This window comes from Mesorhizobium sp. M0243 (assembly GCF_040321775.1).
Classification (GTDB): domain Bacteria; phylum Pseudomonadota; class Alphaproteobacteria; order Rhizobiales; family Rhizobiaceae; genus Mesorhizobium.
This window is the reverse complement of the sequence record NZ_JAMYSF010000022.1, coordinates 65,732-89,154: the sequence shown is the minus strand read 5'-3', so window position 1 is coordinate 89,154 and position 23,423 is coordinate 65,732. Positions and strand designations below refer to the sequence as shown.

Sequence of the window (23,423 nt, the reverse complement as noted above, 5' to 3'; positions counted from 1 at the left end):
GAAAACGCATAGATCATCGCCAGGGAAAACATTCGAGAGAGATTTGCTATGGGTTCATTTTCGATTTGGCATTGGCTGATCGTGCTGGTGATCGTGCTTTTGGTGTTTGGCCGCGGCAAGATTCCCGAGCTGATGGGCGATATGGCCAAGGGCATCAAGAGCTTCAAGAAGGGCATGGCCGACGACGAGGTTGCCGAAGACAAGCGCACCGTCGAACACCGTGCCGACGAGACCGTTGCGGCCGCGAAGGAAAAAGCCAGCAAGAGCTGAGCCAAAGGTTCTAGTCGGAACAGAGTGCCATGTTTGAAGTCGGCTGGACCGAAATGCTGGTCATCGCGATCGTCATGATCGTGGTCGTCGGACCCAAGGATTTGCCCAATATGCTGCGCACCTTCGGCCGCACGACGGCGAAGCTGCGCGCCATGGCGTCCGATTTCCAGAAACAGTTCAACGAGGCGCTGAAGGAAGCCGAGCTCGACGACGTCAAGAAGTCAGTCGACGAGCTCAGGGGTCTCAGCCCGATGGCCGAGATCAGGAAGCAGCTCAATCCGTTCGAACAGGCCGCGGCCGATGTTCGCTCCGGCGTCGATGCGGCGATGAAGCCGAAGCCGGCCGATCCGGCAAGCTCTGTCGCTTCGACCCCGCAGGCGGCCGAGCCGTTGAAGAACGGTGCAACGACCATGCCTGGCGTCAACGGACCGGAAGCAGCGCCAGCAGCGCCGATTTTCCCGGCGATGACCGACGAATCGGTGGTGACGACGTCAGTACCGGCGGCACCTGTCGTGGCGCCGAAGGCATCCGCGGCGAAGAAACTAACCAAGCCTGCACCGGCAAAAGCGACGCCGGCTGCAAAAGCTTCGGCAAATGGTGCAAAGGTTGCCGCGAAGGCAGCGTCTGCGTCCAAGACGCCGGCGAAGGCCGTGACGACGGCACAGCCTGAAACGCTCAGGGCCAAGACGCCCGCTGCGGCCAAGGCTATCGCGGCCAAGACTGTAGCGACCAAGACGGGGGCGAAAGCCGAACCGAAGCTTGCAGCGGTGAAGAAACCGGTGGCCAAGAAGACGGCTGGAGCCGCCAAGTGAGCGTTTCGGACACCGAAAAGGACGAGATCGAGAAATCGTCGGCGCCGCTGATGGAGCATCTGATCGAGTTGCGCCGGCGGCTGATCTGGTCGCTGGGCGGCTTCTTCGTTGCCTTCCTGGTCTGTTTCTTCTTCGCCAAGAAACTGTTCAACCTCCTGGTCGTGCCGTTCAAATGGGCGACGCAATGGGCAGGGCTCGATCCGCACAAGGTCGAGCTGATCTACACGGCGCCGCAGGAATTCTTCTTCACTCAGGTCAAGCTCGCCATGTTCGGCGGCATGGTGATCGCCTTTCCGCTGATTGCCACGCAGATCTACAAGTTCATCGCGCCCGGCCTGTACAAGAACGAGCGGAATGCCTTCCTGCCGTTCCTGATCGCGTCGCCGATCCTGTTCCTGATGGGTGCGTCGCTGGTCTATTTCTTCTTCACGCCGATGGTGATGTGGTTCTTCCTCGCCATGCAGCAGGCCGGCACCGACGATCAGGTGCAGATTTCGCTGCTGCCGAAAGTGTCGGAATATCTCAGCCTGATCATGACGCTGATCTTTTCCTTCGGCCTGGTGTTCCAGCTGCCGGTGGTGACCAGCCTGATGACACGGGTCGGCATGCTGTCGTCCAAGGGACTGGCCGAGAAGCGCAAATGGGCGATCGTCATTGCCTTCGTCGTCGCGGCGATACTGACGCCGCCCGATCCGATGAGTCAGATCGGCCTGGCCATCCCGACCATCCTTCTCTACGAGGTGTCCATCTGGGCTGCCCGGCTGATCGAGCGCGATCGGGAAAAGCAGCGCGTGGCACGCGAGAAGCAGGATGCGGCGGACGAGGTGGCGGACAAAGCACCGGACGAGCCCCCGGCACCTGCCTCCTCATAGGCAACAGAGCGGCTGCAGCGGCGGAAAAACATAGTCGTCGCCCCGCCCATCTTGCATCGATCTCGGATGCGGTTTACGCCCTCTGGCTGAAACGCATCGCGCTCAAAGCGATGCGTTTCAGTTTTGTTTTGAGCATATCGTTGTCCCAAAATCGCTGTGCACTTTTGGGCGACATGCTACCCAGGAGCGTTCAAACCATGCTTGACATCAAATGGATTCGCGACAACCCGAAGGCCCTTGTCGAGGCGCTGGTGAAGCGCTCGTGGTCGGCTGACGAGGCGCAGTCCATGGTCGACGGACTGATCGCCTCGGACGAGGCGCGGCGCGAGCACGTTACCGAACTGCAGACCAAGCAGGAGCGCCGCAATGCCGCGTCGAAGGAGATCGGTAACGCCATGCGTTCGGGCGATGCCGCCTTGGCCGAAAAGCTGAAAGCCGAAGTCGGCGAGATCAAGGTCTTCATCCAGAACGGCGAGGCGCGCGAACGCGAGCTCGACAAGGCGCTGACCGATGCGCTGGCAGTGCTTCCCAACGTGCCGTTCGACGACGTGCCTGTCGGCAAGGACGAGCACGACAATGTCGTCAAGCACCTCGTCGGCAAGGTGCCGACGCGGCCGAACTGGGTGAAGGAGCACTTTGAGATCGGCGAAGCGCTCGGCATGATGGATTTCGAGCGCGCGGCAAAGCTGTCGGGCTCGCGCTTTACGGTGCTGAAAAGCGGACTGGCCCGGATGGAACGTGCGCTCGGCCAGTTCATGCTGGACCTGCATACGACCGAACACGGCTACGAAGAAGTCATCCCGCCGTTGATGGTCAAGGACGATGTTCTGTTCGGCACCAACCAATTGCCTAAGTTCGAGGAAGATCTGTTCTTCACGCCGCACGGGGAGGGCAGGCTTGGCCTGATCCCGACCGCCGAGGTCCCACTCACCAACCTTGTGCGTGAAGAAATCACCGCGCATGAAAAACTGCCGCTGCGCTACACCGCGCTGACGCCGTGCTTCCGTTCGGAAGCGGGTTCGGCCGGGCGCGACACGCGCGGCATGCTGCGCCAGCATCAGTTCTACAAGGTCGAGCTGGTGTCGATCACCGATCAGGAATCGTCGCTTGCCGAGCTCGAGCGGATGACGCAATGCGCCGAGGAAGTGCTGAAGCGGCTCGGCCTGCCGTTCCGCACCATGACGCTGTGCACCGGTGACATGGGGTTTGGTGCGCGTAAGACCTACGACATCGAGGTCTGGCTGCCCGGCCAGAACGCCTATCGCGAGATCTCGTCCTGCTCGGTGTGCGGCGATTTCCAGGCGCGCCGCATGGACGCGCGCTACAAGGACAGGGACGGCAAGGGCAACCGCTTCGTGCACACGCTCAACGGCTCGGGCACAGCCGTTGGCCGCGCGCTCATCGCTGTCATCGAAAACTACCAGAATGAAGATGGCAGCGTAACCATTCCTGAAGTGCTGCGGCCTTACATGGGCGGTCTGGAAAAGATCGAAGCGAAATAATGCGCATTCTCCTGACCAATGACGACGGCATTCATGCCGAGGGCCTGGCGTCGCTCGAACGCGTCGCACGTACGTTGTCCGACGATGTCTGGGTGGTGGCGCCCGAGCAGGACCAGTCCGGCTACGCGCATTCGCTGTCGATCTCGGAGCCGCTGCGGCTGCGCAAGATCGGCGAGAAGCATTTTGCCGTGCGCGGCACGCCGACGGATTGCGTCATCATGGGCGTCAAGAAAATTCTGCCTGGCGCACCCGACCTGATCCTGTCCGGCATCAATTCGGGCGCCAACATCGCCGATGACGTCACCTATTCGGGCACCGTCGCCGGCGCCATGGAAGGCGCGCTGCTCGGTATCCGCTCGATCGCGCTCAGCCAGGGCTACAGCTATGTCGGCGAAGATCGCGTCGTGCCCTACGAGACGACAGAAGTGCTGGCGCCGGCGCTGCTGAAGAAACTTGTCGCGACGCCGTTGCCGGACGGCGTGCTGCTCAACGTCAATTTTCCCAACTGCACGCCCGAAGAGGTCGCGGGCACGGTGGTCACCACGCAAGGCAAGCTCGTGCACTCCCTGTGGGTGGACGAGCGCCGCGACGGGCGCGGCCTGCCTTACTACTGGCTGCGCTTCGGCGGCGAGCCGGTCGAGGGCAAGCAAGGCACCGATCTCTACGCGTTGCGCAACAGGCTGGTGTCGGTGACGCCGCTGCAGCTCGACCTGACCGCGCATGAAATCCGTGACCAATTGAGCAAGGCGCTTGCATGAACCAAGGCCTCCCGATCGATGACCGCGAAGGTTTTGCTGCCTTTCTGCTGCGCCTGCGCGGCCGGGGGACTGTGCCGAAGGCGCTGATCGCGGCCTTCGAGGCGACGCCGCGGCGCGGCTTCCTGGCGGCCCAGTTCCATCAGATCGCCTGGTCGGACCGTATGCTGCCGATCGAATGCGGCGAGGCGATCGAAGGTGCCGACATGCAGGCGGCGGTGATCGCGGCGCTCGCTATCGAGCAGGGCAACCGCGTGCTCGAGATCGGCACCGGCTCGGGCTACACTTCGGCGGTGATGTCGCGGCTGGCGGCGCGGGTCATCACCACCGATCGCTACAAGACGCTCGCCGAGCAGGCGCGGCAGCGCTTCGAGGCGCTCGGCATCGGCAATGTGATCGTGCGCCACGCCGATGGTTCCGGCGGGCTGCCGAATGAAGGGCCATTTGACCGTATCGTCGCCTGGGCTGCCTTCGACAGCCTGCCGCGCTTCCTGCTCGACCAGTTGTCGAGCGGCGGTATCGTCATCGCTCCGATCGGCCCCGAAGAGGGCGAACAGGTGCTGGCCAAGCTGACCAAGGTCGGCAGCCGCTTCGAGCGTGAAGACATCGGCCTCGTTCGCCTGCAGCCGATCCTGCGCGGTGTCGCCGCTGTCATCTAGCGCGTATGTCGATGTTCAGGCCGCGCCGCGTCGGGTGCGCGCGCCGTCTTCGACCCCGGCCGGCATGACCTGAAAATCTCCCCTGGGCTCGCTCTCTAATATTTTAAGAAAAATTGCGTCGGATTCCATGGGGTTAACCGTCGAGTAACATTAACGCGCTTTAATCATGCCTAGTTTGTACCGGGTATGTGCGGGTTAGTGCGATGCAACTCAGTGTTTTGAAGACAAACGGTCGCAATCTGGCGCGAGGCTGCGCCATACTGATGGTCGCGGGTGCCGCTGCGGGGTGCAGTTCCCAAGTTTCGCGGTTCAATGGCGTCGACGATGTCTTTACATCCTCGACCAACAATCAGCGCGCCATCATCAACAAGCAGGATGCCGTACAGCAGCCCTATCCGGGCGATGTCGCCGCCGCTCCGATCGATGGCAGCCATACACAGTCGGTCAGCCGCTCCAGCCTCGATCCGGTCTCGACGCGGCCGCTGCCGCCGCCGGTTGCCCAGGCTTCCGAAGTGGCGCCGGTGTCGAAGCCGGTACGCACCGCATTGGCCCCGGCACCGCATGTCGACAGGACCACGACCGGCACCGTCGCCCCAGTGGCGTCGCCTTTCAAGGTTTCGCAACCTGACGAACCCCGCGTGGCTGCTTCCGGCACTCCGCATGCAACCGAGATCGTCGTCAGGGACGGCGAAACGATCGGCGGCCTGGCGCAGCGCTACAAGGTGCCGTCCGACGTGATCATGAAGGTCAACGGGTTGAGCGCGACCAAGGGGCTGAAGACCGGCCAGAAGCTGGTCATCCCGGCCTACGCCTATTCGAGCAAGAGCGAGCCGAAGCTCGCGGATGCCAAGCCGGCGAAAGACACCAAGCACAACCTGCCGGCCACCGCGCCCGACAAGGTGGCCGTCCTGCCGCAGCAGCCGAAGCCTAGGGAGGGCAAGTCCGCCGCTCCGGTCGACACGTCGGCCGCCGCGAGCCAGCCCAAGGAGCCCAAGCCGCAGGTAGCTGCGGCCAAGGCGACCAATGCAGCTGGCACCTATACGGTTCAGTCGGGCGACACGCTTTCCTCGATTGCCAGGAAGACCGGTGTCGGTGTCGTTGCCATCAAGCAGGCCAACGGCATGCAGGATGGCTTGCTCAAGATCGGCCAGACCCTGAAGGTGCCTGCCGGTGGAACCGCGATCGTCGCCGCCGCCAAGCCGGCCAAGGTCGATCCGGTGACGACGGCCACGACGCAGCCCGCGGCAAAGACCACGCCGTCGGAAACGCTGGCGTCCTACACGCCGCCGAAGAAGGATTCGAAGGTCATCCAGCAGGCCGAGGCCGACGACGCCGTCGCGCCAGACGCCACCGGCATCGGCAAGATGCGCTGGCCGGTGCGCGGCCGCGTGATTTCCGGTTTCGGCTCCGGCAAAGACGGCGTTGACATCGCCGTACCCTCTGGCACACCGGTCAAGGCAGCCGAAAACGGTGTCGTCATCTATGCCGGCGACGGCCTCAAGGAATTCGGTAACACGGTGCTGGTGCGCCACGAGAATGGCCTGGTCACCGTCTACGGCCACGCCAGCTCGATCGAGGTCCAGCGCGGCCAGAAGGTCAAGCGCGGCCAGGAAATCGCGCTGTCGGGCATGAGCGGCACGACGGACTCGCCGAAGCTGCACTTCGAAGTGCGCAAGAACTCCGCCCCGGTCGATCCGTCCGGCTATCTCGAATAGTCGAGGCTATCTCGAATAGAAGAAAAAAAGCAATTTTGCGGGCCGTCTGACCTCCAGTCCGGCCCGCCGGCTCAGCCCGTTCCGAAAGGAGCGGGCTTTTTCAGCTTCAACGCGACGCGCCAGTCTTCAAGCTTCAAAGATGATCACGCAGGGTGTCGGCGATCATGACGCCAAGGCTGCTGGCCTTGATGCCGAGAAGCGTCTCCGCGTCGGAGGAATCGACCAGCAAGGGATTGTCGAAGAGGTAGCTCATTTCGATGAGCTCATGCATGCCCGATGCCTCCATTTCGGGGATGGAATAGGAACGTGTCTCTGGAATTTCACGGTGAAGCATTGCCGCCGTCGTTAGGATGAGTTCCCGGGGTGAGGCGTGTTGCGATGGAACATGGAATGCTCGTCCCCATTCGCCCGTGTAGCGGGAAGCGGCGACCAGTGTCCTGGCCACGTCCTTCGTGAAGGACCAGGCATGAGTCGCGTCGAGGTTTCCAATGAAAGCAGTCGGCCTCCCCTCGATTATGGAGGGCAGCGCGACCAGTGAGAAAGAGCTGATCGCGCCATGTCCAAGATAATCGCTGGACCGCACTTCGACTGCCGGCACGTCCGCACGGACCGCGCGCTGCCACATGATCGTCCGGGCGGTTCCTTTCTTCGAAGTCGGATCCAGAGACAGGTCGGAGTGAAGCGGACTATCGGCATGTTCGCCATAGCCATAGAGGTTTCCGAGTATCACAAGCTTCGCGCCGACCGCTTCCGCGGCCCGCACGGTGCCGTCGATGATTGGGAAAAAGTCGGTCGGCCACCGGTGATAGGCGGCCATGGCACACATGAAAACGGCGTCGGCGTTTCGGCAGATACGCGCCAGTTCAACGCCATCGGTGGCATCGGCCTGCACCGCCCGGACGTTCCGCAACCCGTTTGAGCCGACACTCCGGCTCGTGAGAACGACATCATGTCCTTCTTCTCCCAGAAGGCGCGCGGTCTCGTGCCCGACCGGGCCTGCTCCGACAACTACATAAAAACCCATGGCAACCTCTCGTCCAAACTCTATGGAGAGGCGTAGGTACATGTCCCCGGCATTGAAAATCGCGCGGAAATTGCCAATTCTTGGACAGGTTTTGCCATGAAGTGAGAAAGCATGCATTCGCAGTCTGTTCCGGCTCGATTTCCGCCCGACGTCACAATGGCCTTCTGGCATATCGAAGCGGGCGTCCATCGTCTCTCCAAAGCGGCCCATCATCGCATCATGGTGCATGCAAGCGCGGCGACGCGTTCCTACTGCAATGAGGTTGGTCGATATTTCGTGAGGCGCGCCGGCGATATTGACCTGGTGCCCGCTGGCCAAGAGGGCGGTTTCGAGACTGAAACCCCGTTCGACACGATCGAGATCGCGTTACAACCAGCCCTGATGGAAAGGGTGGCGGCTGAGCTTGGCGGCAAGGCGCGCGCATTGCCGCTCGACACACGTCACCTGCTTCGTGATCAGCGCATCCAACATCTCGCCCGAGCACTCGAGAGCGATGTCAACGCAAACTCACCGAGTGGACCTTTGTTTGCCGACAGCATTGGCGCAGCTCTTGCGGTGAGGCTGCTCGGTCTTGACAATCTCGATGTCGACCGAAGAAACCGGTTGTCAGATGCCCAGCTCAAGCGTGTGTTGGAGCATATTGAGGCTGGCCTGCACGAGCCCCTTTCGATCCTCCGACTGAGCCGAGTTGCCGGGGCGAGCAGCTCGCACTTGCGGGCTTGGTTCAAGGCGGCGACAGGCTTCACCCTGCACCGGTACGTCTTGCGACGCCGGGTCGAACGCGCACGCGTCCTGCTCCGGCGCGGGGATCTCAGCACAAGCGAGGTTGCGGAATTGACGGGCTTTGCGCACCAGTCACACCTGGCGCATTGGATGCGTCGTGAGATCGGCCAAACGCCGCGTGACTTGCGGCGGTCGCAGCCCAAATGATCTTGTCATTGGATGGCGTTGGCGACGCCACCCAGCGTATCAGTCCCTCAGTGGCTTGCCGAGCCGGCCAGCCAGGTCCTGGGTGAACTGCCAGGCGACGCGACCTGAGCGGCTGCCGCGGGTGGTCGCCCATTCCAGTGCTTCGGCGCGCAGTTGCTCGGGATCCACGACAAGGCCATGGTGCCTGACATAGCCGTCGATCATGTCGAGATACTCGTCCTGCGAACATTTGTGGAAGCCGAGCCACAGCCCGAACCGGTCGGACAGCGACACTTTTTCCTCGACCGCCTCGGACGGGTTGATGGCGGTCGAGCGCTCGTTGTCGATCATGTCGCGGGGCAAAAGATGCCGGCGGTTCGAGGTGGCATAGAAGATGACATTGGCGGGGCGGCCCTCGACGCCGCCTTCGAGCGCTGCCTTGAGCGATTTGTAGGAGGTGTCGTCATGGTCGAAGGAGAGGTCGTCGCAAAACAGGATGAAGCGGAAGGGCGCCGCCTTGAGCAATCCCATCAGCTTCGGCAGCGTGTCGATGTCCTCGCGGTGGATTTCGATCAGCTTCAACGGCAGGTCGGACTTGGTCCTGGCGTTGATCTGGGCATGCACGGCCTTGACCAGCGACGATTTGCCCATGCCGCGCGCGCCCCACAACAATACGTTGTTGGCCGGATAGCCGCCAGCGAAGCGTTCGGTGTTGTCGACAAGGATGTCGCGGACGCGGTCGACGCCACGGATCAGGCCGATGTCGACGCGGTTAACCCTGCGCACCGGTTCCAGATAGCCCGGATCGGCCTGCCAGACGAAGCAATCGGCCGCGCCGATGTCGGTTTGGGGTACCGGCGGCGGGGCAAGACGGCTCACCGCTTCGATCAGCCGGTCGAGTTTCTGGTTCAGGGCTTCAATGCTGCTGTCGGTCATGGCTGTCTTTTGTTTCGCGTTTTGACGTGTGGGGGCGTGAAGCTGGCCGATTCCGTCTGATACAAAACCGGCTGCAACCTTTTGTTCGAGCGTGATCTTTTCCAAAAACTGGCTCGCGCTTTTCGCGATCCTGCTCTAACACGGCTCAACAGGCCGGAAAAGCAGCCGATTTGGGCGGCCGCGCAGTTGCATTGACAACTTTACCGACTATATTCCGGCCAAATTTCAAGGGGCCGCCAGATTGGCGGCTGTTTTCAAAATTCAGGAGTACCTCGATGTTCGTGACACCGGCATACGCCCAAGGCGTCGGCGCTTCTCCAGACATGTTCATCAGCATTTTGCCGTTTGTCCTGATTTTCGTGATCATGTATTTTCTGATCATCAGGCCGCAGCGCACGCAGCTGAAGAAGCGCGGCGAGATGCTGGCCGCGGTCCGTCGCGGCGACACGGTCGTCACCGGCGGCGGCTTCGTCGGCAAGGTGACCAAGGTGATCGACGACAACGAGCTCGAGATCGACCTCGGCGGTGGCATGAAGGTGACGGCGCTGCGTTCCACGATCGCCGATGTGCGCGTCAAGGGCGAGCCGGTCGCCAACCAGAACGCCAAGAAATAACCGAATTGTCGGCGGAGGGATCCGCCAGCATGCCTGACGGAGGACGCCATTTGCCGCCTTCTTCGCGCTTCAGGATAGTTCTGATCTGTGTGGCTGCGGTCATTACAGCAGTGCTTGATGTGTCCATCCTTTTCGCGGCAAGTCCGCTCGCGAAGCAGCCTTATTGGGCACCAAAAATCCAGACGGCGATTGGCCTCGATCAAAAGGGCATTTCGCGCTTCGTATTCGGCCTGGATCTGGACGAATTGATCAAAGGCAGGCTGGAGACGACCCAAGACGAAATCCGCTCACTGCTGCGTTCCGCTCACATCGGCTATACCGGTCTGGCTGTATCGGGTCGCGCGGTTCAGGTACACATTTCGGATGCCGCTCAGCTTGTTTTGGCCAAAGTAACGCTAAAGACACTGACCGATCCGTCTGCCGATGATGACGCAGTCCAGGAGCTGGTGCTGGATGAGTCCGGACCAGTCTTGCTCAAATTCGTCATCACGGGCGCCGGCATCAAATACCTAACGTCCGCGGCTTTGAAGCAGTCAGTGGAGGTCATCAAGCATCGCATCCATGACTTCAGGAGGGTTGAATCGGGCATTTCGGAGCCGATCGTGCGGCAGCAAGGCGATGATCGGATTATGGTCCAAGTGTCGGGCCTCAAGGATTCGCATAGGCTAAGTAATATCCTTGTTCGTGCCGCCAAGCTGACTGTCCAGATGATTGATGGATCGATGCCGGTGAAAGACGCGCTTAATGGGCCGCTGCCCAATTCGTCCAGCATGCTTTATTCACACGACGATCCGCCGGTCCCCTACCTGATCGAGAACCGTGTCATCGTTTCGGATGACAACCTGATCAATGCGAAGCCGGCCTACAGCCCGCAAAGTAACAAGCCGATTGTCCTGTTTTGGGTCGATTCAAAAGGAACCGCACGGCTAAGCCGGGAGACCTCGCAGAATGTCGGCAGTTCGTTTGCAGTCGTGCTGGACGGTCGGGTGGTTTCAGTACCGGTAATCCGCGAGCCCATCCTTGACGGCATCGGCCAGATATCGGGCAATTTCACTGTCGAGGACGCTAACGATCTCGCCGTGCTATTACGCAATGGCCGCTTACCCGCACGATTGACAATAGTTGAAGAAAGTCCGATGGCAGCACCAAAGTGACCGCCTTGTGCTCGACAACCACAGATGCGCGGATGAATGGTGAGCCGGTGGCGAACCAGAATGCCAAGAAATAACCGAATTTTAGGCGGAGCGATCCGCGGACACGCTCTGACGGACGACGCCATATGCTGTATTTTTCGCGCTTCAAGATGATCCTGATCTGGGTGGCCGTGGCCATCACGGTGATCCTCGCCGCGCCCAATCTCATCCCCGCAAGCACTTTGGCCAAGCTTCCCGACTGGGTGCCGAAGCGGCAGATGACGCTCGGCCTCGATCTGCAGGGCGGCTCGCACATCCTGCTGGAGATGAATCAGAACGATCTGATCAAGGACCGGTTGGAGACGACGCGCGACGAAATCCGCACGCTGCTGCGTGACGCCAAGATCGGCTACACCGGCCTCGCCGGCACCGGACGTGTCTTGCAGGTCCGTATCACCGATCCCGCCCAGATCGATGCCGCCAAGACGGCGCTGAAGACGCTGACCGATCCGGTCGCTGCCGGCCTGTTCACCGGCGGCTCCATCCAGGAAATGACGCTCGATGATTCCGAGCCCGGCCTGCTCAAGTTCAACGTCACCGACGCCGGCATCAAATATCGCACATCGACGGCGCTGACGCAGTCGATCGAGGTGGTCGAGCGCCGCGTCAACGAACTCGGCACGACCGAACCTATCGTGCAGCGACAGGGCGACGACCGTATCCTTGTCCAGGTGCCGGGTCTTCAGGACCCGCAAAGGCTGAAGGAAATCCTCGGCCAGACCGCCAAGCTGACCTTCCAGATGGTCGACCAGTCGATGCCGGTGCAGGATGCCCTCAACGGCCGTCCGCCAGCCGGCTCGTCGGTGCTGTACTCGCAGGACGATCCGCCGGTTCCGTATCTGATCGAAAATCGCGTCATCGTCTCGGGCGAAAACCTCGTTGACGCACAGGCGACATACAATTCGCAGAACAACGAGCCGGTGGTGTCGTTCCGCTTTGATTCGAAAGGGGCGGCGCGCTTCGGCCAGGCCACTGCGCAGAATGTCGGCAAGCTGTTCGCCATCATCCTCGACAACCAGGTGATTTCGGCGCCGCAGATCCGCGAGCCGATCCTCGGCGGCACCGGCCAGATATCCGGCAACTTCACCGCCCAGAGTGCCAACGACCTTGCGGTGCTGCTGCGCGCCGGTGCGTTGCCCGCAACGCTTACGGTCATCGAAGAACGCACGGTGGGTCCGGGCCTTGGCCAGGATTCGATCCATGCCGGCAAGGTCGCCGGCATCATCGGTTCTATCCTCGTCGTCGCCTTCATGTTCGTCGCCTACGGCTTCCTCGGCTTCCTGGCCAACATCGCGCTGGCGGTGCACGTGGCGATGATCGTCGGCGTGCTCTCGTTGCTTGGCGCGACGCTGACCTTGCCTGGTATCGCCGGTATCGTGCTGACCATCGGCATGGCGGTCGATTCCAACGTGCTGATCTACGAACGAATCCGCGAGGAGCGACGCGCCGGCCGCTCCGTGATCCAGGCGATCGATACCGGTTTCACCAAGGCGCTGGCGACCATCGTCGATTCCAACATCACTTCGCTGATCGCCACCGTGGTGCTGTTCTATCTCGGTACCGGGCCGGTGAAGGGCTTTGCCATCACTTATGCCATCGGCATCCTGACGACCGTGTTCACCGCTTTCACCTTCACCCGGCTGCTGGTCTCGATCTGGCTGCGCCGGGCTCGCCCGAAGGAACTGCCGCGCGCGCCGGTGACCTTCGTTCCGCCCGGCACGAAAATTCCGTTCATGGGCATCCGTCGCTGGACGTTCACGCTGTCAAGCGCACTGTCGATCCTCTCGGTGGTGATGTTCATGACCGTCGGCATCAATTACGGCATCGATTTCAAGGGCGGTTCGCTGATCGAGGTACAGGCCAAGAGCGGCAATGCCGACCTCGCCGACCTCCGCTCGCGCCTGACCGAGCTCAACATCGGCGAAGTCCAGGTCCAGCAGTTCGGTACGCCCAACGACGTGTTGATCCGCGTCGGCACGCAGGATGGCGGCGAGAATGCCGAGCAGACCGTCATCGACAAGGTGCGCGGCGAACTGCAGGACAATTATGACTTCCGCCGCGTGGAAGTGGTGGGACCGACAGTCTCCGGAGAACTCGCCAAGCAAGGCACCATCGCCATGCTGATCGCGCTGCTCGGCATCCTGGTCTATGTCTGGTTCCGCTTCGAATGGCAGTTCGCGGTCGGCGCCATCGTGGCGACGGTGCACGATGTGGTCATGACACTTGGCTTCTTCGTCATCACCGGGCTGGAGTTCAACCAGTCGTCACTGGCGGCGATCCTGACCATCATCGGCTATTCGCTGAATGACACGATCGTGGTCTATGACCGTGTTCGCGAGGATCTGCGAAAATACAAGCGGATGCCGCTGCCGCAACTGTTGAACAACGCCATCAACGAGACTCTGTCGAGGACGACACTGACGTCGGTGACGACGATCCTGGCGCTGCTGGCGCTGGTGCTGTTCGGCGGCGAGGTGATCCGCTCGTTCACCATGGCCATGCTGTTCGGCGTCGTCTTCGGCACCTATTCCTCGATCTTTATCGCCGCACCGCTGCTGATCCTGTTCAAGTTGCGGCCGCAGGCAACTGCCGACGAGGAGAAGCCGGTCAATGGCGGCAAGGCGGTCGCGACCTGACGCGCCGCCCCGAAGGGATGACAGAACGATGACCAGCAAAGGCATCGTCATCCGCGAGGCGCATTTTCCGGGCCGCGCGCCGATCGAAGCCTACGGCAATGGCGGGTTCCGCTTTGCCGACATGTCGCACCGTGGTTCGCTCATGTGCCTGCCATCCGGCATCCATGGTTGGGAACCGGCTGATCCCCTGGCGCTGACGGTGGCGGATTTCGACAGGCTGCTGGCTGAGGCCGACAAGGTCGAAATCCTGCTGGTCGGCATGGGCAGGGATCTCAGGCCATTGCCCGCCGCATTGCTGGCCGCGCTGAAGGCCGCCGGCATTGCATCCGACCCGATGTCGACGGGGGCCGCGGTGCGGACCTACAATGTCCTTCTGGCGGAAGAGCGCGCGGTGGCCGCAGCGCTCATTGCCGTCGATTGACATGTCTCGAAGCGCTGAAATCGTCATGGACGCGGTGCGCGCCACCGACCATGACCGCTATCTGACCGCGCTCTATGCAACGGCGGACAAGCGCGACGCGCTGTTTTCGCTCTATGCCTTCAATGCCGAGATCGCAGGCATTCGCGATCGCATCCATGAAGCGCTGCCGGGCGAAGTGCGGCTGCAGTGGTGGCGCGATGTCATTGCCGCCGGCGGCGAGGCCGGCGCCGGCCATCCCGTTGCCGAAGCCTTGAACGCCACGATAGCGACGTTCGGCCTTCCGGAGCCGGCCTTCGAGAACATGCTCGATGCGCGCATCTTCGACCTCTACGACGACCCGATGCCGTCGCGCACCGATCTGGAAGGCTATTGCGGCGAGACGGCCGCAGCACTCATCCAGCTTGCGGCGATGGTGCTCGATCCCGTCGAGGCGCCGCGCTTTGCCGATCTGGCGGGCAGGGCAGGCTGTGCGCAGGCGATGACCGGCCTGCTGCTGCTGTTGCCGCTGCATCGCCGGCGCGGACAGTGTTTTGTCCCGGCCGATATCCTTGCAGCGGCCGGCTCTTCGCCGCAGGAGTTCGTTGCCGGTGATGGCGGACCCGGCGCCAAACGCGCGGTGGCGGCGATGATGGCGCTGGCACGGGAACATCTTTCCGCCTTCGAGCGAGGCGCTCCGGCTCTGCCTGTATCGCTGCGTCCGGCATTCCTGCCGCTCGCCCTGTCACGTGCCTATCTCGGCAAGATGGAGAATGGTTCGCCGCTCGAAGGCGTGGCGTGGCTGTCGGCCTTGCGCCGGCATTGGCTGCTGCTGCGTCGCGCGAGCAAGGGCTGGCCTGCGCTTTGACGTAAACGTCAATCATGTTAAGACGTCCCCGCGCCAAACTGTTGCTGAAGACAACAGGCCGGCCCGGAGGAGATGAATGAGCTTACCCATATTGGTAGCGATCGTTACCTTCGGCATCGCGCTGTCGGTTGCGGCGGTGCATTTCACCGGCGGCAGCAAGACGGCGACGCTCAGCAGTGTCGATCGCGCAGTGAGCCGATTCACTGAGGATTTTCCCGACGAGATCGCGACGGTGGTCCGCCTGACAGCGGATGCCAAGACGGCGTTTCTGGATATCGGGCGAGGGCGCATCGGCATCGTTCACAGCATCGGCGATCGCTTTTTGACCCGCATCGTCTCGCCTCAGAATGTCGCGGTTTTGAACGCCGGAGATGCGAACACGGTTTCGCTGCGGCTCGCCGATTTCACCTGGAAGGGCGGCCGCTTCCGCTTTGCCAGCTCAACGGATGCACAGGGCGTGCTGAAAGCGCTTGAGCCGCAAGGTTCAAATTCCACTGGGCAGGCCGCGTGATGGACAGCTACAATTTCCCGCAAGTCACCCAACTGGCCATCCCGTTCTTCGTGGTCGCGATCCTGATCGAGCTTTGGTTGGTGCGCACCGGCCGCGCCAGGGATTCGTTCGAGACGCGCGACACCTTGACCAGCCTGATGATGGGCACCGGCAATGTCGTTGCCGGGCTGCTGCTTGGCGTCGTGTCCTACTGGGCACTGCTGTGGCTGTGGCAATTCCGCGTCTTCAATCTCGGCCTGTCGGTCTGGGTGTTCCTGGCCGCCTTCCTGCTCGATGATCTGCGCTACTACGTCTATCATCGCATCGCGCACCGGGTGCGCTGGGTGTGGGCCGAACACGTAAACCACCATTCCAGCCAGCACTACAATCTGTCGACGGCGCTCAGGCAAAGCTGGACCGGTCTGTTCACCTTCATGTTCGTTTTGCAGGCGCCGCTGGTGCTGCTCGGCTTCCACCCGGCGGTGATTGCCTTCACCTTCGGCTTCAACCTTGTCTGGCAGTTCTGGATCCACACCGAGACGATCGGCAAGATGTGGAGCTGGTTCGAGTTCGTCTTCAACACGTCGTCACACCACCGCGTCCATCACGCCACCAATCCGCGCTACCTCGACGCCAACTATGCCGGCACGCTGATCATCTGGGATCGCGTGTTCGGCACCTTCGTCGGAGAACTGGAAGAAGACCGGCCGCGCTACGGCATCGTCAGGAATGTCGGCACCTTCAATCCGCTGAAAGTGGCGTTCCATGAATGGATCGGCATGTTCAGGGATGCCTTTGCGCCCGGTCTGACGTTGAGCGACCGCCTGAACTATCTGATCAAGCCGCCGGGCTGGAGCCATGACGGCTCGCGCGAAACTTCCGAGACATTGAAAGCTGCCTATGTCAGGCGAAATCCTGAGGCGGGCAAGCCGGGGTTGCCGGCGGCTGGTGTCGAGCCAGCCGAATAACCATCGCCTCAGGATGGTTCGCTCGACCCGCCCTCGCGCATCAGCGTTTCATAGTCGCGACCGCCATGGAAGATGTTGACGATGCGGACGAAGTTATCGTCGATGATGTAAGCGATGACTGCAGAGTGCTCGAACGGAACTGTTCGCAATCCTGGCAGGATGTCGTCGCGGGAACGACCGCCGCGAGGCGCGTTGCCGATGCTCTGGCACCGGTCTTCGATGCGCAGAACGAACTTCAGCGCGACGTCAGGACTTCCATTGGCTTCGACTATATGTCTGAAAATGTTGGCCAGATCATTTCTGGCATCTTCACGATACTCGACCTCAAGCCGCCGAATCATCGGCACGGCTCGAATACTGGGCGAAGAGTCCCCGGAGGTGAGTGCGAACCTCTTCTCCCGAATGGCCCGGCCTTGTATCCTCGATCGACGCCTTCACCCGGGCTCTGATCGACGCCATGCGCTCGGCATGCTCTTCCTCTTCGCGCTGGAAGGCGCGAAGGGCTGCACGGATGACTTCGCTGGCCGATCCGAAGGAGCCATCTTCGACCTTTTCGCGGATCATGCGCGCCATTGCGGGCGTGACGGTGACCGATAGTTTCTCGGCGGATTCCATGGCTGTCTCTCTTAGGCAAGAAGTGAGATAGTATCCTACTTGACGCCTATGGTCCAATCAGGGAGGAAGCTGGCTACTCTGCAGCTTCGGCCGTTTCCGTTTGCGCCGCCAATCCCAGCCATTGCCGGCAATCGGCGCGTGCGCGCGATGTGATGGCATGCCGCTTGGCGACGGTCTTGTCCTTGCCGCGCATGCGCTTGCCCTCGGTCTTCGGCGCTTCCACAGGCGGGAACAGGCCGAAATTGACATTCATCGGCTGGAAAGAGCGCTTTCCCGGCTCGTCATCCGAAACGATGTGGCCGCCTGTGATGTGGTTGAGCAGCGCGCCGAAGGCCGTAGTCAGCGGCGGCAGCGACGGCGCATGGCCGAGCCTTTCCGCGGCGGCGAAACGGCCGGCGAGCAGGCCGATCGCGGCACTCTCGACATAGCCCTCGCAGCCGGTGATCTGGCCGGCAAAACGCAGGCCGGGGCGCGACTTCAGCTGCAGCGAAGCGTCGAGCAAGGTCGGCGAGTTGATGTAGGTGTTGCGGTGCAGGCCGCCGAGGCGGGCGAAATCGGCGTTTTCGAGACCCGGTATGGTGCGGAACACGCGCACCTGCTCGGCGTGCTTCAGCTTGGTCTGGAAGCCGACCATGTTATAGAGCGTGCCCAGCGCATTGTCCTGCCGCAGCTGGACGACGGCATAGGCCTTCACCGTCGGATTGTGTGCATTGGTCAGCCCCATCGGCTTCATCGGGCCGTAACGGAGCGTCTCGACGCCGCGTTCGGCCATGATCTCAATCGGCAGGCAGCCGTCGAAGTAGGGCGTGCCTTCCCATTGCTTGAATTCGGTTTTCTGGCCGTCGACCAGCGCCTGAACGAAGGCAAGGTACTGGTCCTTGTCCATCGGGCAGTTGATGTAGTCCTTACCGGTGCCGCCGGGCCCGACCTTGTCGTAGCGCGACTGGAACCAGCAAATGTCCATGTCGATCGTGTCGAAGTGGACGATCGGCGCGATGGCGTCGAAGAAGGCTAGCGCATCGGCGCCGGTCGCTTCCGCGATCGACTGGGCAAGTGAGGGCGCGGTCAATGGACCCGTGGCGATGATCGCCTGGTCCCAATCCGCCGGCGGCAGGCCCGGCACTTCCTCGCGCTGGATTGATATCAGCGGGTGCGCTTCAAGCCTTTTCGTCACCGCGTCGGCAAATCCGTCGCGGTCGACGGCGAGCGCGCCGCCAGCAGGCACCTGGTTGGCGTCGCCGGCGCTCATGATCAGCGAGCCGGCCAGCCGCATTTCGGCATGCAACAGGCCGACGGCATTGTTGTCGGCGTCGTCGGAGCGGAAGGAGTTCGAACAGACCAGCTCGGCCAGGCTGTCGGTCTTGTGCGCATCGGTGCCGCGAACGGGCCGCATTTCATGCAGGATGACGGGCACGCCGGCCTCGGCTGCCTGCCATGCGGCTTCGGAACCGGCGAGGCCGCCGCCGATGATGTGGATTGGGTTTTTGCTCATGAACGCCGGAATAATCGCTTGGTGCGGCGATTGCAATTGCCGTGCGCGGTGCGGAGCAAACAGCTGCTGATCGGAGCGCCCCTGAAAACAACAACACCCGCCGGGGGAGGAGGTCCGGCGGGTGTCGTTTTTGGGGTCGACCCTCGGGAGGAGGTGAAGGCCGACCATATTCGTCATCGCCGGGGAGGAGGTCGGCTTTGACGAAAACTCTTTCGCTAATTTTGAAAGGGGCGAAACCCTTCTGGGGCCGGGAAACAGCGCCCGCCGCGGGAGGAGGTGCGGCGGGCGCCGTTTTGGTGGCCAACCTTCGGGAGGAGGTGAAGGTCGGACCTATTCGTCATTGCCGGGGAGGAGGTCGGCTTTGACGAAATCTCTTTCGCTAATTTTGAAAGGGGCGAAACCCTTCTGGGCAAATTTGATTTGCCCCGGGGAAACAGCGCCCGCCGCGGGAGGAGGTGCGGCGGGCGCCGTTTTTGTGGTCAACCCTTGGGAGGAGGTAAGGGGTGACCGTATTCGTCAAGGTCGGGGAGGAGGTCGACCCTGCCGAAATTCTGTCTAGATCGCCTGGCGGGCGATGATCTTGATTTCGTCGCGGACGATACCGAGATCATGCAGCTGGCGGTTGGAAAGGCGACCCAGCTCGGTAACCGTCTCGCGATAAACGCGCCAGTTACGATAGTTGCGGATCAGGTTCATTGTCGTTCTCTTTTTCAAAACTGGTTCGGACCATTCGCGGTCCGAAGAATTAGACCGCCTTGCGAGCGACGTAAGGAATGTCGCTGCGGCTGATGCCGAGGTCGGTCAGTTCACGGTTGCTTAGGCGGCTCAGCTCGGACACGGTGTCCCTGTAGCGGCGCCAGTTGCGGTAGTTGCGGATCAGGTTCATGGTAGTTCTCGTTTCGTCTTTCTTGCGGATCATTCCGTTTGTGTACGAACTATAAATAGGCGGACCCATATCGATTTAAAAGCGCTATGGCTGCATGGCAGCAATGCAAATTGTGCAATGCAGCATTAACGGGCGTTCACGGACCTGACACAAAGAAACCCGAATCGGAAAATGCCGCCGCGTCAACGATTTGACCGGATCGGCTGAAAAAAGACCAAACGTGGGGGAGACACAGCATGGCGAGCTATTCGTCGCGGGTCAGGGCGGATATCGCGCGCTGGCTGCAGGCCGGGCTGATCGACGCCGCCACAGCCGATTCGCTTTCGTGCAATGTCGAGGCCAACGCGCGCGAGTCGCTTAGCTTCGGCTCTATCCTGGCAATGATGGCCGCCTTGCTGTTCGGCGCCGCCATCCTGATTTTCGTCGCCGCCAACTGGGACGCGATCCCGCGCCTGGCACGCGTGGCGGCACTGTTTGCCGTCATCCTCGGCGGCTATGTCGGCGGCGCGGTGCTGAAGACCCGCGACCATCCGGCGCTCGGCGAAGCGCTGTGGATCGTGGCGGCCGCGGCTTTCGGCGGCTCGATCGCGCTGATCGGCCAGATGTATCATCTCTCGGGCGACGAGGCGTCTGCTCTGGTCACCTGGGGCGCCGGCACGGCGCTGGCGGCGGTTGCGCTGCGTTCGAATCCGCTGACGGTCGCTTCGGTCGGCATCGCCGATGCCTGGCTGTTCCTCAAAGGCTTCGACTACTACAGCCGCAGCGAATTTCCGCATGCCTTCGTGATCATGGCGATCGTGCTGTTTGCCGTATCGTTCTGGACCCGCAGCCAGGCGGCGCGCCACCTGATCATCCTGTCGGTTCTGTTCTATCTTGTGCTGCTCGTCACCAACCACGACACGCTGCAGGTGGCTATCCCGCTGGTCGTCGTCTCGGCGCTGCTGTTCGCGGCCTCGGTCTTCGCGCCGGATCCGGTCGACCGGGTCGTGCAGCTCGGCGGCCGCTTGCCCTTGCACGCACTGCTCGGCTTCCTCACCGGCCTCGCAATGATCCAGTTCGAACTCGCCGACGAGAGCACCTACAACAGCGGTTTTGCCCTCGCTTCGGTGATCGCGCTTGCCGGCATTGTCGCCGCAATCGTGCTGGCAGGACGGGAAAGCCGTGGGCTGCGCTGGTTTGCCTATCTTGGCTTCGCCTTCGAACTCGCCATCATCTATGTGGTGACCTTGCAATCGATGCTCGATACAGCCGGCTTCTTCCTGGCCGCCGCAGTGCTGCTCGGCATCCTTGCGATCGTCATCATCCGCGTGGAAAAGCGTATGAAAGGTCCAGATGCCAAAGGAGCCACGGCATGATCACCGGGAAAAGGCTTGTCATCTCGGCACTGCTGCTGGCGCTCGTTCAAATCGGCTTCCTGAGCTGGATCATCGCCGGTCGCGCGGCCATCCTGCGCAACGGCAAGGAAGTCTTGCTGAAGATCGAACCTGTCGATCCGCGCGACCTCCTGCGCGGCGATTATATTATCCTGGGCTACGATATTTCGCGCATACCGGTGAAAATGATCGCCAACATTCCGCCCGACAAGTTTTCCAGCGACGACACCTCGATTGTCGTGCGCCTGAAGAAGGGCTCCGACGGCTATTGGCAGCCGACGACAGCCTGGTTCGGCAAGGCGCCGAAGCCGGCCGCTGCGGACGAGGCCGATATTTTAGGCCACATCGCCGAGGGCTGGGATCTTCGCGGCGAAGGGATGACCATCGCGCCGGACTATGGCATCGAACGCTTCTATCTGCCGGAAGGCGAGGGGATGGCGATCCAGAACGACATGCGGGTGCGGCCATTCGGCATCCGTCTTGCGCTCGCCGGCGACGGCACCGCGCAGATCAAGGCGCTGGTGGACGGCGACAAGACGCTGTTCGAGGAACCACTCTACTAAGTCCCTTATTTGCAGTGGTGTGAAACATGCCAGTTAGCCTGTCGACGCGTGAGGACATCAACCTCGACACTGTTTTCCGCGTCGCCTGGAAGAAGGACACGGTGGACATCGACGAGAAGGCCTTGCAGCGCATCGCCGAATGCCGCGCCTCGTTTCTCAGGCTGATTGAATCCGATCCGCCACCGGTCATCTATGGCGTCACCACCGCCATGGGAGAGCTGGCGAGCCGCAAGCTCGAACTCGACGAGCGGGATCGCCATGCGCGCATCAAGGCGTTTGCCGCCGCCACCTCGTTCGGCGATCCCTTGCCGGATCGCGTGGTCAGGGCGATCGTGCTTGCCCGCCTGACGAACTTCATCGAGGGCAACGCCGCCACCTCGCCACGCATCGCGCTTGCCGTGGCCGCAATGCTCAATGGTGGGCCGATGCCAACAGTGCCGGCCTCGGGCCAGGGCGGCGCCGGCGAAATCCTGGCGCTCTATCCGCTGTTTGCCGAGCTTTCGACGCGCTTCGATCTCGAGGTCAAGGAACGCGGCTCGCTGATCAACGGCTCGCCCTGCGCTGCAGCCCTCGTAGCGGACGCGGCGCTCGCGGCGCGCCGCCGGATCCGCATGGCGCAAAAAGTGTTCGCGCTGTCGATCGAGGCGTTTCGCGCCCCGCTCGAACACTATGACGCCGCCCTCGATACGCTCTGGGGTGATGAGCATGAGGCCGCGGCCCTGCAGGGTTTGCGGGAATTTCTGGTTGGCGCCGGCGATGGGCGACGCAATTATCAGGCGCCGGTCAGCTACCGCATCGTGCCGCGCGTCCTCGGCCAGGCGCATCGTGCGCTGTCGTCGGCCGAGCGGGCAGCCAATGTGTCGCTGGCCTCTATATCGGACAATCCGGTCTATATCCCGCCCGAAGATGCACATCCGCTCGGCCGCTGCATCTCGACCGGCGGCTATCACAACGCCATGGCGACGCCGGCGCTGGATGATCTGGCGGCGATATGGGCCGACATCTGCCTGCTTTGTGATCGCCACGCCTCCAAGCTGCTCAACGGCAAGGTGTCGCTGCTGCCCGATCTTCTGATGACCGGACGACACTCGGCCGACAGCGATGGCCACGGCAATGTCGGCTACGTGCCGATGGCGATCACCGGCTATCTCGAGCAGGCCAAGCTGGCGGCGCAACGTACCTTCATTCCGGGCACGGAATCGGCCGGTGCGGGGCAGGACGACGTCGCCACGACGGCATTCTTCGCATGGACCAAGGAAGCGACCGCCGGCCGCTGCGTCGATGCCGCCATGGCGATGCTGGCGATGATCGCCTCGCAGGCGCTGCACGTCACCGAACGGACGCCGCCGCCGGCACTGCGCTCCTTCGTCGATCAAATCAGAGCTATCGTGCCGCCTGTCGGTGCCGATCGTGTGCTGGGGCCTGAGCTTGCCAGGCTGGCGGAATGGTTCACACAGAAAGTGTTCGAGGCGTAGAGATGCCAACAAGCCCTGGCTGGTGAAATTGGTGCGCCTGAACGGATGAAATTCGAACCGGTCCTCCTTGGCCAAGGCTTCGGAGGACGCTCCTTTGTCTAAGCGGTGTCGCGCCTTCAGGCGACCCGCTTCAGGTCTTTGTCTTTGTGCATGTCGCTCTCCCAAAACCGAGGTCACTTTGGGCGACATGCACTAACGAGCTTCAGGTGGCTCGCCACTCGAAGCTCGAAGAGCGAAGGCTGGTGCGGACGACGGGAATCGAACCCGTACGATCAGAGATCGAGGGATTTTAAGTCTCGTTAGTGGCTTGGTGTGGGCGACGGGACTTGAACCCGTAAGTGTTTGAAACACCGGCAGATTTTAAGTCTGCTGCGTATACCAGTTCCGCCACGCCCACTC

General features: G+C 61.9%; 25 protein-coding genes and 1 tRNA gene. 18 read left to right on the top strand and 8 right to left on the bottom strand.

The genetic code is table 11. The annotated features are described in order from the left end of the window. The first annotated feature begins 48 nt into the window (after window positions 1-48). The 7 genes from NKJ11_RS24870 to NKJ11_RS24840 all read left to right on the top strand — a co-directional run bounded on the left by NKJ11_RS24870 (window position 49) and on the right by NKJ11_RS24840 (window position 6,585). The gene (locus NKJ11_RS24870; RefSeq protein ID WP_023812188.1) at window positions 49-270 is read left to right on the top strand and encodes a twin-arginine translocase TatA/TatE family subunit; all 222 of its coding nucleotides are present in this window, start codon (window positions 49-51) and stop codon (window positions 268-270) included. 29 nt (window positions 271-299) lie between these two features. After that, the gene (gene tatB / locus NKJ11_RS24865; protein ID WP_128304012.1) at window positions 300-1,082 is read left to right on the top strand and encodes a Sec-independent protein translocase protein TatB; all 783 of its coding nucleotides are present in this window, start codon (window positions 300-302) and stop codon (window positions 1,080-1,082) included. Further along, entirely contained in the window at window positions 1,079-1,954 is an 876-nt protein-coding gene (tatC, locus tag NKJ11_RS24860) for a twin-arginine translocase subunit TatC (RefSeq protein ID WP_023812186.1), read from the top strand. The genes tatB and tatC overlap by 4 nt, the downstream gene beginning before the upstream one ends. A 197-nt stretch (window positions 1,955-2,151) precedes the next feature. Next, complete coding sequence (gene serS, locus NKJ11_RS24855) at window positions 2,152-3,456, top strand: serine--tRNA ligase (RefSeq protein ID WP_352794533.1); 1,305 nt, start codon at window positions 2,152-2,154, stop codon at window positions 3,454-3,456. Beyond that, window positions 3,456-4,214: a 5'/3'-nucleotidase SurE gene (surE, locus tag NKJ11_RS24850; RefSeq protein WP_023812184.1), complete on the top strand. Its 759-nt coding sequence runs from the start codon at window positions 3,456-3,458 to the stop codon at window positions 4,212-4,214. The genes serS and surE overlap by 1 nt, the downstream gene beginning before the upstream one ends. Next, window positions 4,211-4,870, top strand: a complete 660-nt coding sequence (locus NKJ11_RS24845; RefSeq protein WP_023812183.1) for a protein-L-isoaspartate(D-aspartate) O-methyltransferase — start codon at window positions 4,211-4,213, stop codon at window positions 4,868-4,870. The genes surE and NKJ11_RS24845 overlap by 4 nt, the downstream gene beginning before the upstream one ends. Window positions 4,871-5,073: 203 nt before the next feature. Next, complete coding sequence (locus NKJ11_RS24840; RefSeq protein ID WP_128304014.1) at window positions 5,074-6,585, top strand: LysM peptidoglycan-binding domain-containing M23 family metallopeptidase; 1,512 nt, start codon at window positions 5,074-5,076, stop codon at window positions 6,583-6,585. Window positions 6,586-6,718: 133 nt separating this feature from the next. Here the strand turns inward: NKJ11_RS24840 and NKJ11_RS24835 are convergent, their stop codons facing one another. Further along, a complete protein-coding gene (locus tag NKJ11_RS24835) occupies window positions 6,719-7,609 on the bottom strand; it encodes an NAD-dependent epimerase/dehydratase family protein (protein WP_023812181.1) in 891 nt (296 codons plus the stop codon). A gap of 111 nt (window positions 7,610-7,720) precedes the next feature. On the opposite strand from NKJ11_RS24835, the gene NKJ11_RS24830 reads away from it, so the two are divergent. Then, on the top strand, window positions 7,721-8,539 hold the full coding sequence (locus NKJ11_RS24830) for an AraC family transcriptional regulator (RefSeq protein ID WP_023812180.1): 819 nt from the start codon (window positions 7,721-7,723) through the stop codon (window positions 8,537-8,539). Between the two features lie 39 nt (window positions 8,540-8,578). Here NKJ11_RS24830 and NKJ11_RS24825 read toward each other — a convergent pair whose 3' ends face one another. Beyond that, window positions 8,579-9,454 carry an ATP-binding protein gene (locus NKJ11_RS24825; RefSeq protein ID WP_023812179.1) on the bottom strand — a complete coding sequence of 292 codons (876 nt, stop codon included), beginning with the start codon at window positions 9,452-9,454 and terminating at the stop codon, window positions 8,579-8,581. 275 nt (window positions 9,455-9,729) lie between these two features. Here NKJ11_RS24825 and yajC point away from each other — a divergent pair, with 275 nt between their 5' ends. The 7 genes from yajC to NKJ11_RS24790 all read left to right on the top strand — a co-directional run bounded on the left by yajC (window position 9,730) and on the right by NKJ11_RS24790 (window position 16,620). Further along, window positions 9,730-10,068 (top strand): preprotein translocase subunit YajC, encoded by a 339-nt coding sequence (gene yajC / locus NKJ11_RS24820; protein WP_023812178.1) that lies wholly within the window; start codon window positions 9,730-9,732, stop codon window positions 10,066-10,068. Window positions 10,069-10,097: 29 nt separating this feature from the next. Further along, a complete protein-coding gene (locus NKJ11_RS24815; protein WP_352773758.1) occupies window positions 10,098-11,222 on the top strand; it encodes a SecDF P1 head subdomain-containing protein in 1,125 nt (374 codons plus the stop codon). Between the two features lie 125 nt (window positions 11,223-11,347). Then, on the top strand, window positions 11,348-13,897 hold the full coding sequence (gene secDF / locus NKJ11_RS24810) for a protein translocase subunit SecDF (protein WP_128304016.1): 2,550 nt from the start codon (window positions 11,348-11,350) through the stop codon (window positions 13,895-13,897). 28 nt (window positions 13,898-13,925) lie between these two features. Further along, a complete protein-coding gene (locus tag NKJ11_RS24805) occupies window positions 13,926-14,318 on the top strand; it encodes an Mth938-like domain-containing protein (protein WP_352439908.1) in 393 nt (130 codons plus the stop codon). Between the two features lies 1 nt (window position 14,319). Beyond that, window positions 14,320-15,162: a phytoene/squalene synthase family protein gene (locus NKJ11_RS24800; RefSeq protein WP_352794531.1), complete on the top strand. Its 843-nt coding sequence runs from the start codon at window positions 14,320-14,322 to the stop codon at window positions 15,160-15,162. 136 nt (window positions 15,163-15,298) lie between these two features. Then, on the top strand, window positions 15,299-15,673 hold the full coding sequence (locus NKJ11_RS24795) for a hypothetical protein (RefSeq protein ID WP_348629836.1): 375 nt from the start codon (window positions 15,299-15,301) through the stop codon (window positions 15,671-15,673). Continuing rightward, window positions 15,673-16,620, top strand: a complete 948-nt coding sequence (locus tag NKJ11_RS24790) for a sterol desaturase family protein (protein WP_352794530.1) — start codon at window positions 15,673-15,675, stop codon at window positions 16,618-16,620. The genes NKJ11_RS24795 and NKJ11_RS24790 overlap by 1 nt, the downstream gene beginning before the upstream one ends. A gap of 8 nt (window positions 16,621-16,628) precedes the next feature. On the opposite strand, the gene NKJ11_RS24785 is transcribed toward NKJ11_RS24790, so the two are convergent. From NKJ11_RS24785 to NKJ11_RS24765, 5 genes are all read right to left on the bottom strand, one after another. Beyond that, window positions 16,629-16,961, bottom strand: a complete 333-nt coding sequence (locus tag NKJ11_RS24785) for a type II toxin-antitoxin system RelE/ParE family toxin (protein ID WP_128304048.1) — start codon at window positions 16,959-16,961, stop codon at window positions 16,629-16,631. Beyond that, window positions 16,945-17,235: a type II toxin-antitoxin system ParD family antitoxin gene (locus NKJ11_RS24780; protein ID WP_128304019.1), complete on the bottom strand. Its 291-nt coding sequence runs from the start codon at window positions 17,233-17,235 to the stop codon at window positions 16,945-16,947. The genes NKJ11_RS24785 and NKJ11_RS24780 overlap by 17 nt, the downstream gene beginning before the upstream one ends. Before the next feature lie 73 nt (window positions 17,236-17,308). Further along, a complete protein-coding gene (gene trmFO, locus NKJ11_RS24775; protein WP_352439910.1) occupies window positions 17,309-18,727 on the bottom strand; it encodes a methylenetetrahydrofolate--tRNA-(uracil(54)-C(5))-methyltransferase (FADH(2)-oxidizing) TrmFO in 1,419 nt (472 codons plus the stop codon). A 555-nt stretch (window positions 18,728-19,282) separates the two neighbouring features. Then, a complete protein-coding gene (locus NKJ11_RS24770; RefSeq protein WP_013531314.1) occupies window positions 19,283-19,423 on the bottom strand; it encodes a DUF1127 domain-containing protein in 141 nt (46 codons plus the stop codon). A 49-nt stretch (window positions 19,424-19,472) separates the two neighbouring features. Beyond that, entirely contained in the window at window positions 19,473-19,613 is a 141-nt protein-coding gene (locus NKJ11_RS24765; protein ID WP_013531315.1) for a DUF1127 domain-containing protein, read from the bottom strand. Window positions 19,614-19,849: 236 nt separating this feature from the next. Here NKJ11_RS24765 and NKJ11_RS24760 point away from each other — a divergent pair, with 236 nt between their 5' ends. Genes NKJ11_RS24760 through NKJ11_RS24750 form a run of 3 tightly spaced genes read left to right on the top strand, consistent with a single transcriptional unit; the run spans window position 19,850 to window position 23,024 of the window. Then, the gene (locus NKJ11_RS24760; protein ID WP_352609627.1) at window positions 19,850-20,968 is read left to right on the top strand and encodes a DUF2157 domain-containing protein; all 1,119 of its coding nucleotides are present in this window, start codon (window positions 19,850-19,852) and stop codon (window positions 20,966-20,968) included. Further along, a complete protein-coding gene (locus tag NKJ11_RS24755) occupies window positions 20,965-21,549 on the top strand; it encodes a GDYXXLXY domain-containing protein (protein ID WP_352439912.1) in 585 nt (194 codons plus the stop codon). The genes NKJ11_RS24760 and NKJ11_RS24755 overlap by 4 nt, the downstream gene beginning before the upstream one ends. 26 nt (window positions 21,550-21,575) lie before the next feature. After that, window positions 21,576-23,024 carry an aromatic amino acid lyase gene (locus NKJ11_RS24750; RefSeq protein WP_023812169.1) on the top strand — a complete coding sequence of 483 codons (1,449 nt, stop codon included), beginning with the start codon at window positions 21,576-21,578 and terminating at the stop codon, window positions 23,022-23,024. A 308-nt stretch (window positions 23,025-23,332) separates the two neighbouring features. On the opposite strand, the gene NKJ11_RS24745 is transcribed toward NKJ11_RS24750, so the two are convergent. Beyond that, a tRNA-Leu gene (locus tag NKJ11_RS24745) sits at window positions 23,333-23,421 on the bottom strand. Window positions 23,422-23,423 lie beyond the last annotated feature (2 nt).

Bases quoted from the DNA above. Each gene is read 5' to 3' on its own strand.
- NKJ11_RS24845 (WP_023812183.1), top strand. From the start codon at position 4,211: ATGAACCAAGGCCTCCCGATCGATGACCGCGAAGGTTTTGCTGCCTTT.
- NKJ11_RS24870 (WP_023812188.1), top strand. From the start codon at position 49: ATGGGTTCATTTTCGATTTGGCATTGGCTGATCGTGCTGGTGATCGTG.
- NKJ11_RS24835 (WP_023812181.1), bottom strand. From the start codon at position 7,609: ATGGGTTTTTATGTAGTTGTCGGAGCAGGCCCGGTCGGGCACGAGACC.
- tatB (WP_128304012.1), top strand. From the start codon at position 300: ATGTTTGAAGTCGGCTGGACCGAAATGCTGGTCATCGCGATCGTCATG.
- NKJ11_RS24770 (WP_013531314.1), bottom strand. From the start codon at position 19,423: ATGAACCTGATCCGCAACTATCGTAACTGGCGCGTTTATCGCGAGACG.
- NKJ11_RS24825 (WP_023812179.1), bottom strand. From the start codon at position 9,454: ATGACCGACAGCAGCATTGAAGCCCTGAACCAGAAACTCGACCGGCTG.
- trmFO (WP_352439910.1), bottom strand. From the start codon at position 18,727: ATGAGCAAAAACCCAATCCACATCATCGGCGGCGGCCTCGCCGGTTCC.
- NKJ11_RS24830 (WP_023812180.1), top strand. From the start codon at position 7,721: ATGCATTCGCAGTCTGTTCCGGCTCGATTTCCGCCCGACGTCACAATG.
- surE (WP_023812184.1), top strand. From the start codon at position 3,456: ATGCGCATTCTCCTGACCAATGACGACGGCATTCATGCCGAGGGCCTG.
- NKJ11_RS24765 (WP_013531315.1), bottom strand. From the start codon at position 19,613: ATGAACCTGATCCGCAACTACCGCAACTGGCGCCGCTACAGGGACACC.
- NKJ11_RS24780 (WP_128304019.1), bottom strand. From the start codon at position 17,235: ATGGAATCCGCCGAGAAACTATCGGTCACCGTCACGCCCGCAATGGCG.
- NKJ11_RS24840 (WP_128304014.1), top strand. From the start codon at position 5,074: ATGCAACTCAGTGTTTTGAAGACAAACGGTCGCAATCTGGCGCGAGGC.
- NKJ11_RS24800 (WP_352794531.1), top strand. From the start codon at position 14,320: ATGTCTCGAAGCGCTGAAATCGTCATGGACGCGGTGCGCGCCACCGAC.
- NKJ11_RS24805 (WP_352439908.1), top strand. From the start codon at position 13,926: ATGACCAGCAAAGGCATCGTCATCCGCGAGGCGCATTTTCCGGGCCGC.
- NKJ11_RS24755 (WP_352439912.1), top strand. From the start codon at position 20,965: ATGATCACCGGGAAAAGGCTTGTCATCTCGGCACTGCTGCTGGCGCTC.
- serS (WP_352794533.1), top strand. From the start codon at position 2,152: ATGCTTGACATCAAATGGATTCGCGACAACCCGAAGGCCCTTGTCGAG.
- NKJ11_RS24790 (WP_352794530.1), top strand. From the start codon at position 15,673: ATGGACAGCTACAATTTCCCGCAAGTCACCCAACTGGCCATCCCGTTC.
- secDF (WP_128304016.1), top strand. From the start codon at position 11,348: ATGCTGTATTTTTCGCGCTTCAAGATGATCCTGATCTGGGTGGCCGTG.
- NKJ11_RS24750 (WP_023812169.1), top strand. From the start codon at position 21,576: ATGCCAGTTAGCCTGTCGACGCGTGAGGACATCAACCTCGACACTGTT.
- NKJ11_RS24785 (WP_128304048.1), bottom strand. From the start codon at position 16,961: ATGATTCGGCGGCTTGAGGTCGAGTATCGTGAAGATGCCAGAAATGAT.
- yajC (WP_023812178.1), top strand. From the start codon at position 9,730: ATGTTCGTGACACCGGCATACGCCCAAGGCGTCGGCGCTTCTCCAGAC.
- NKJ11_RS24760 (WP_352609627.1), top strand. From the start codon at position 19,850: ATGGCGAGCTATTCGTCGCGGGTCAGGGCGGATATCGCGCGCTGGCTG.
- NKJ11_RS24815 (WP_352773758.1), top strand. From the start codon at position 10,098: ATGCCTGACGGAGGACGCCATTTGCCGCCTTCTTCGCGCTTCAGGATA.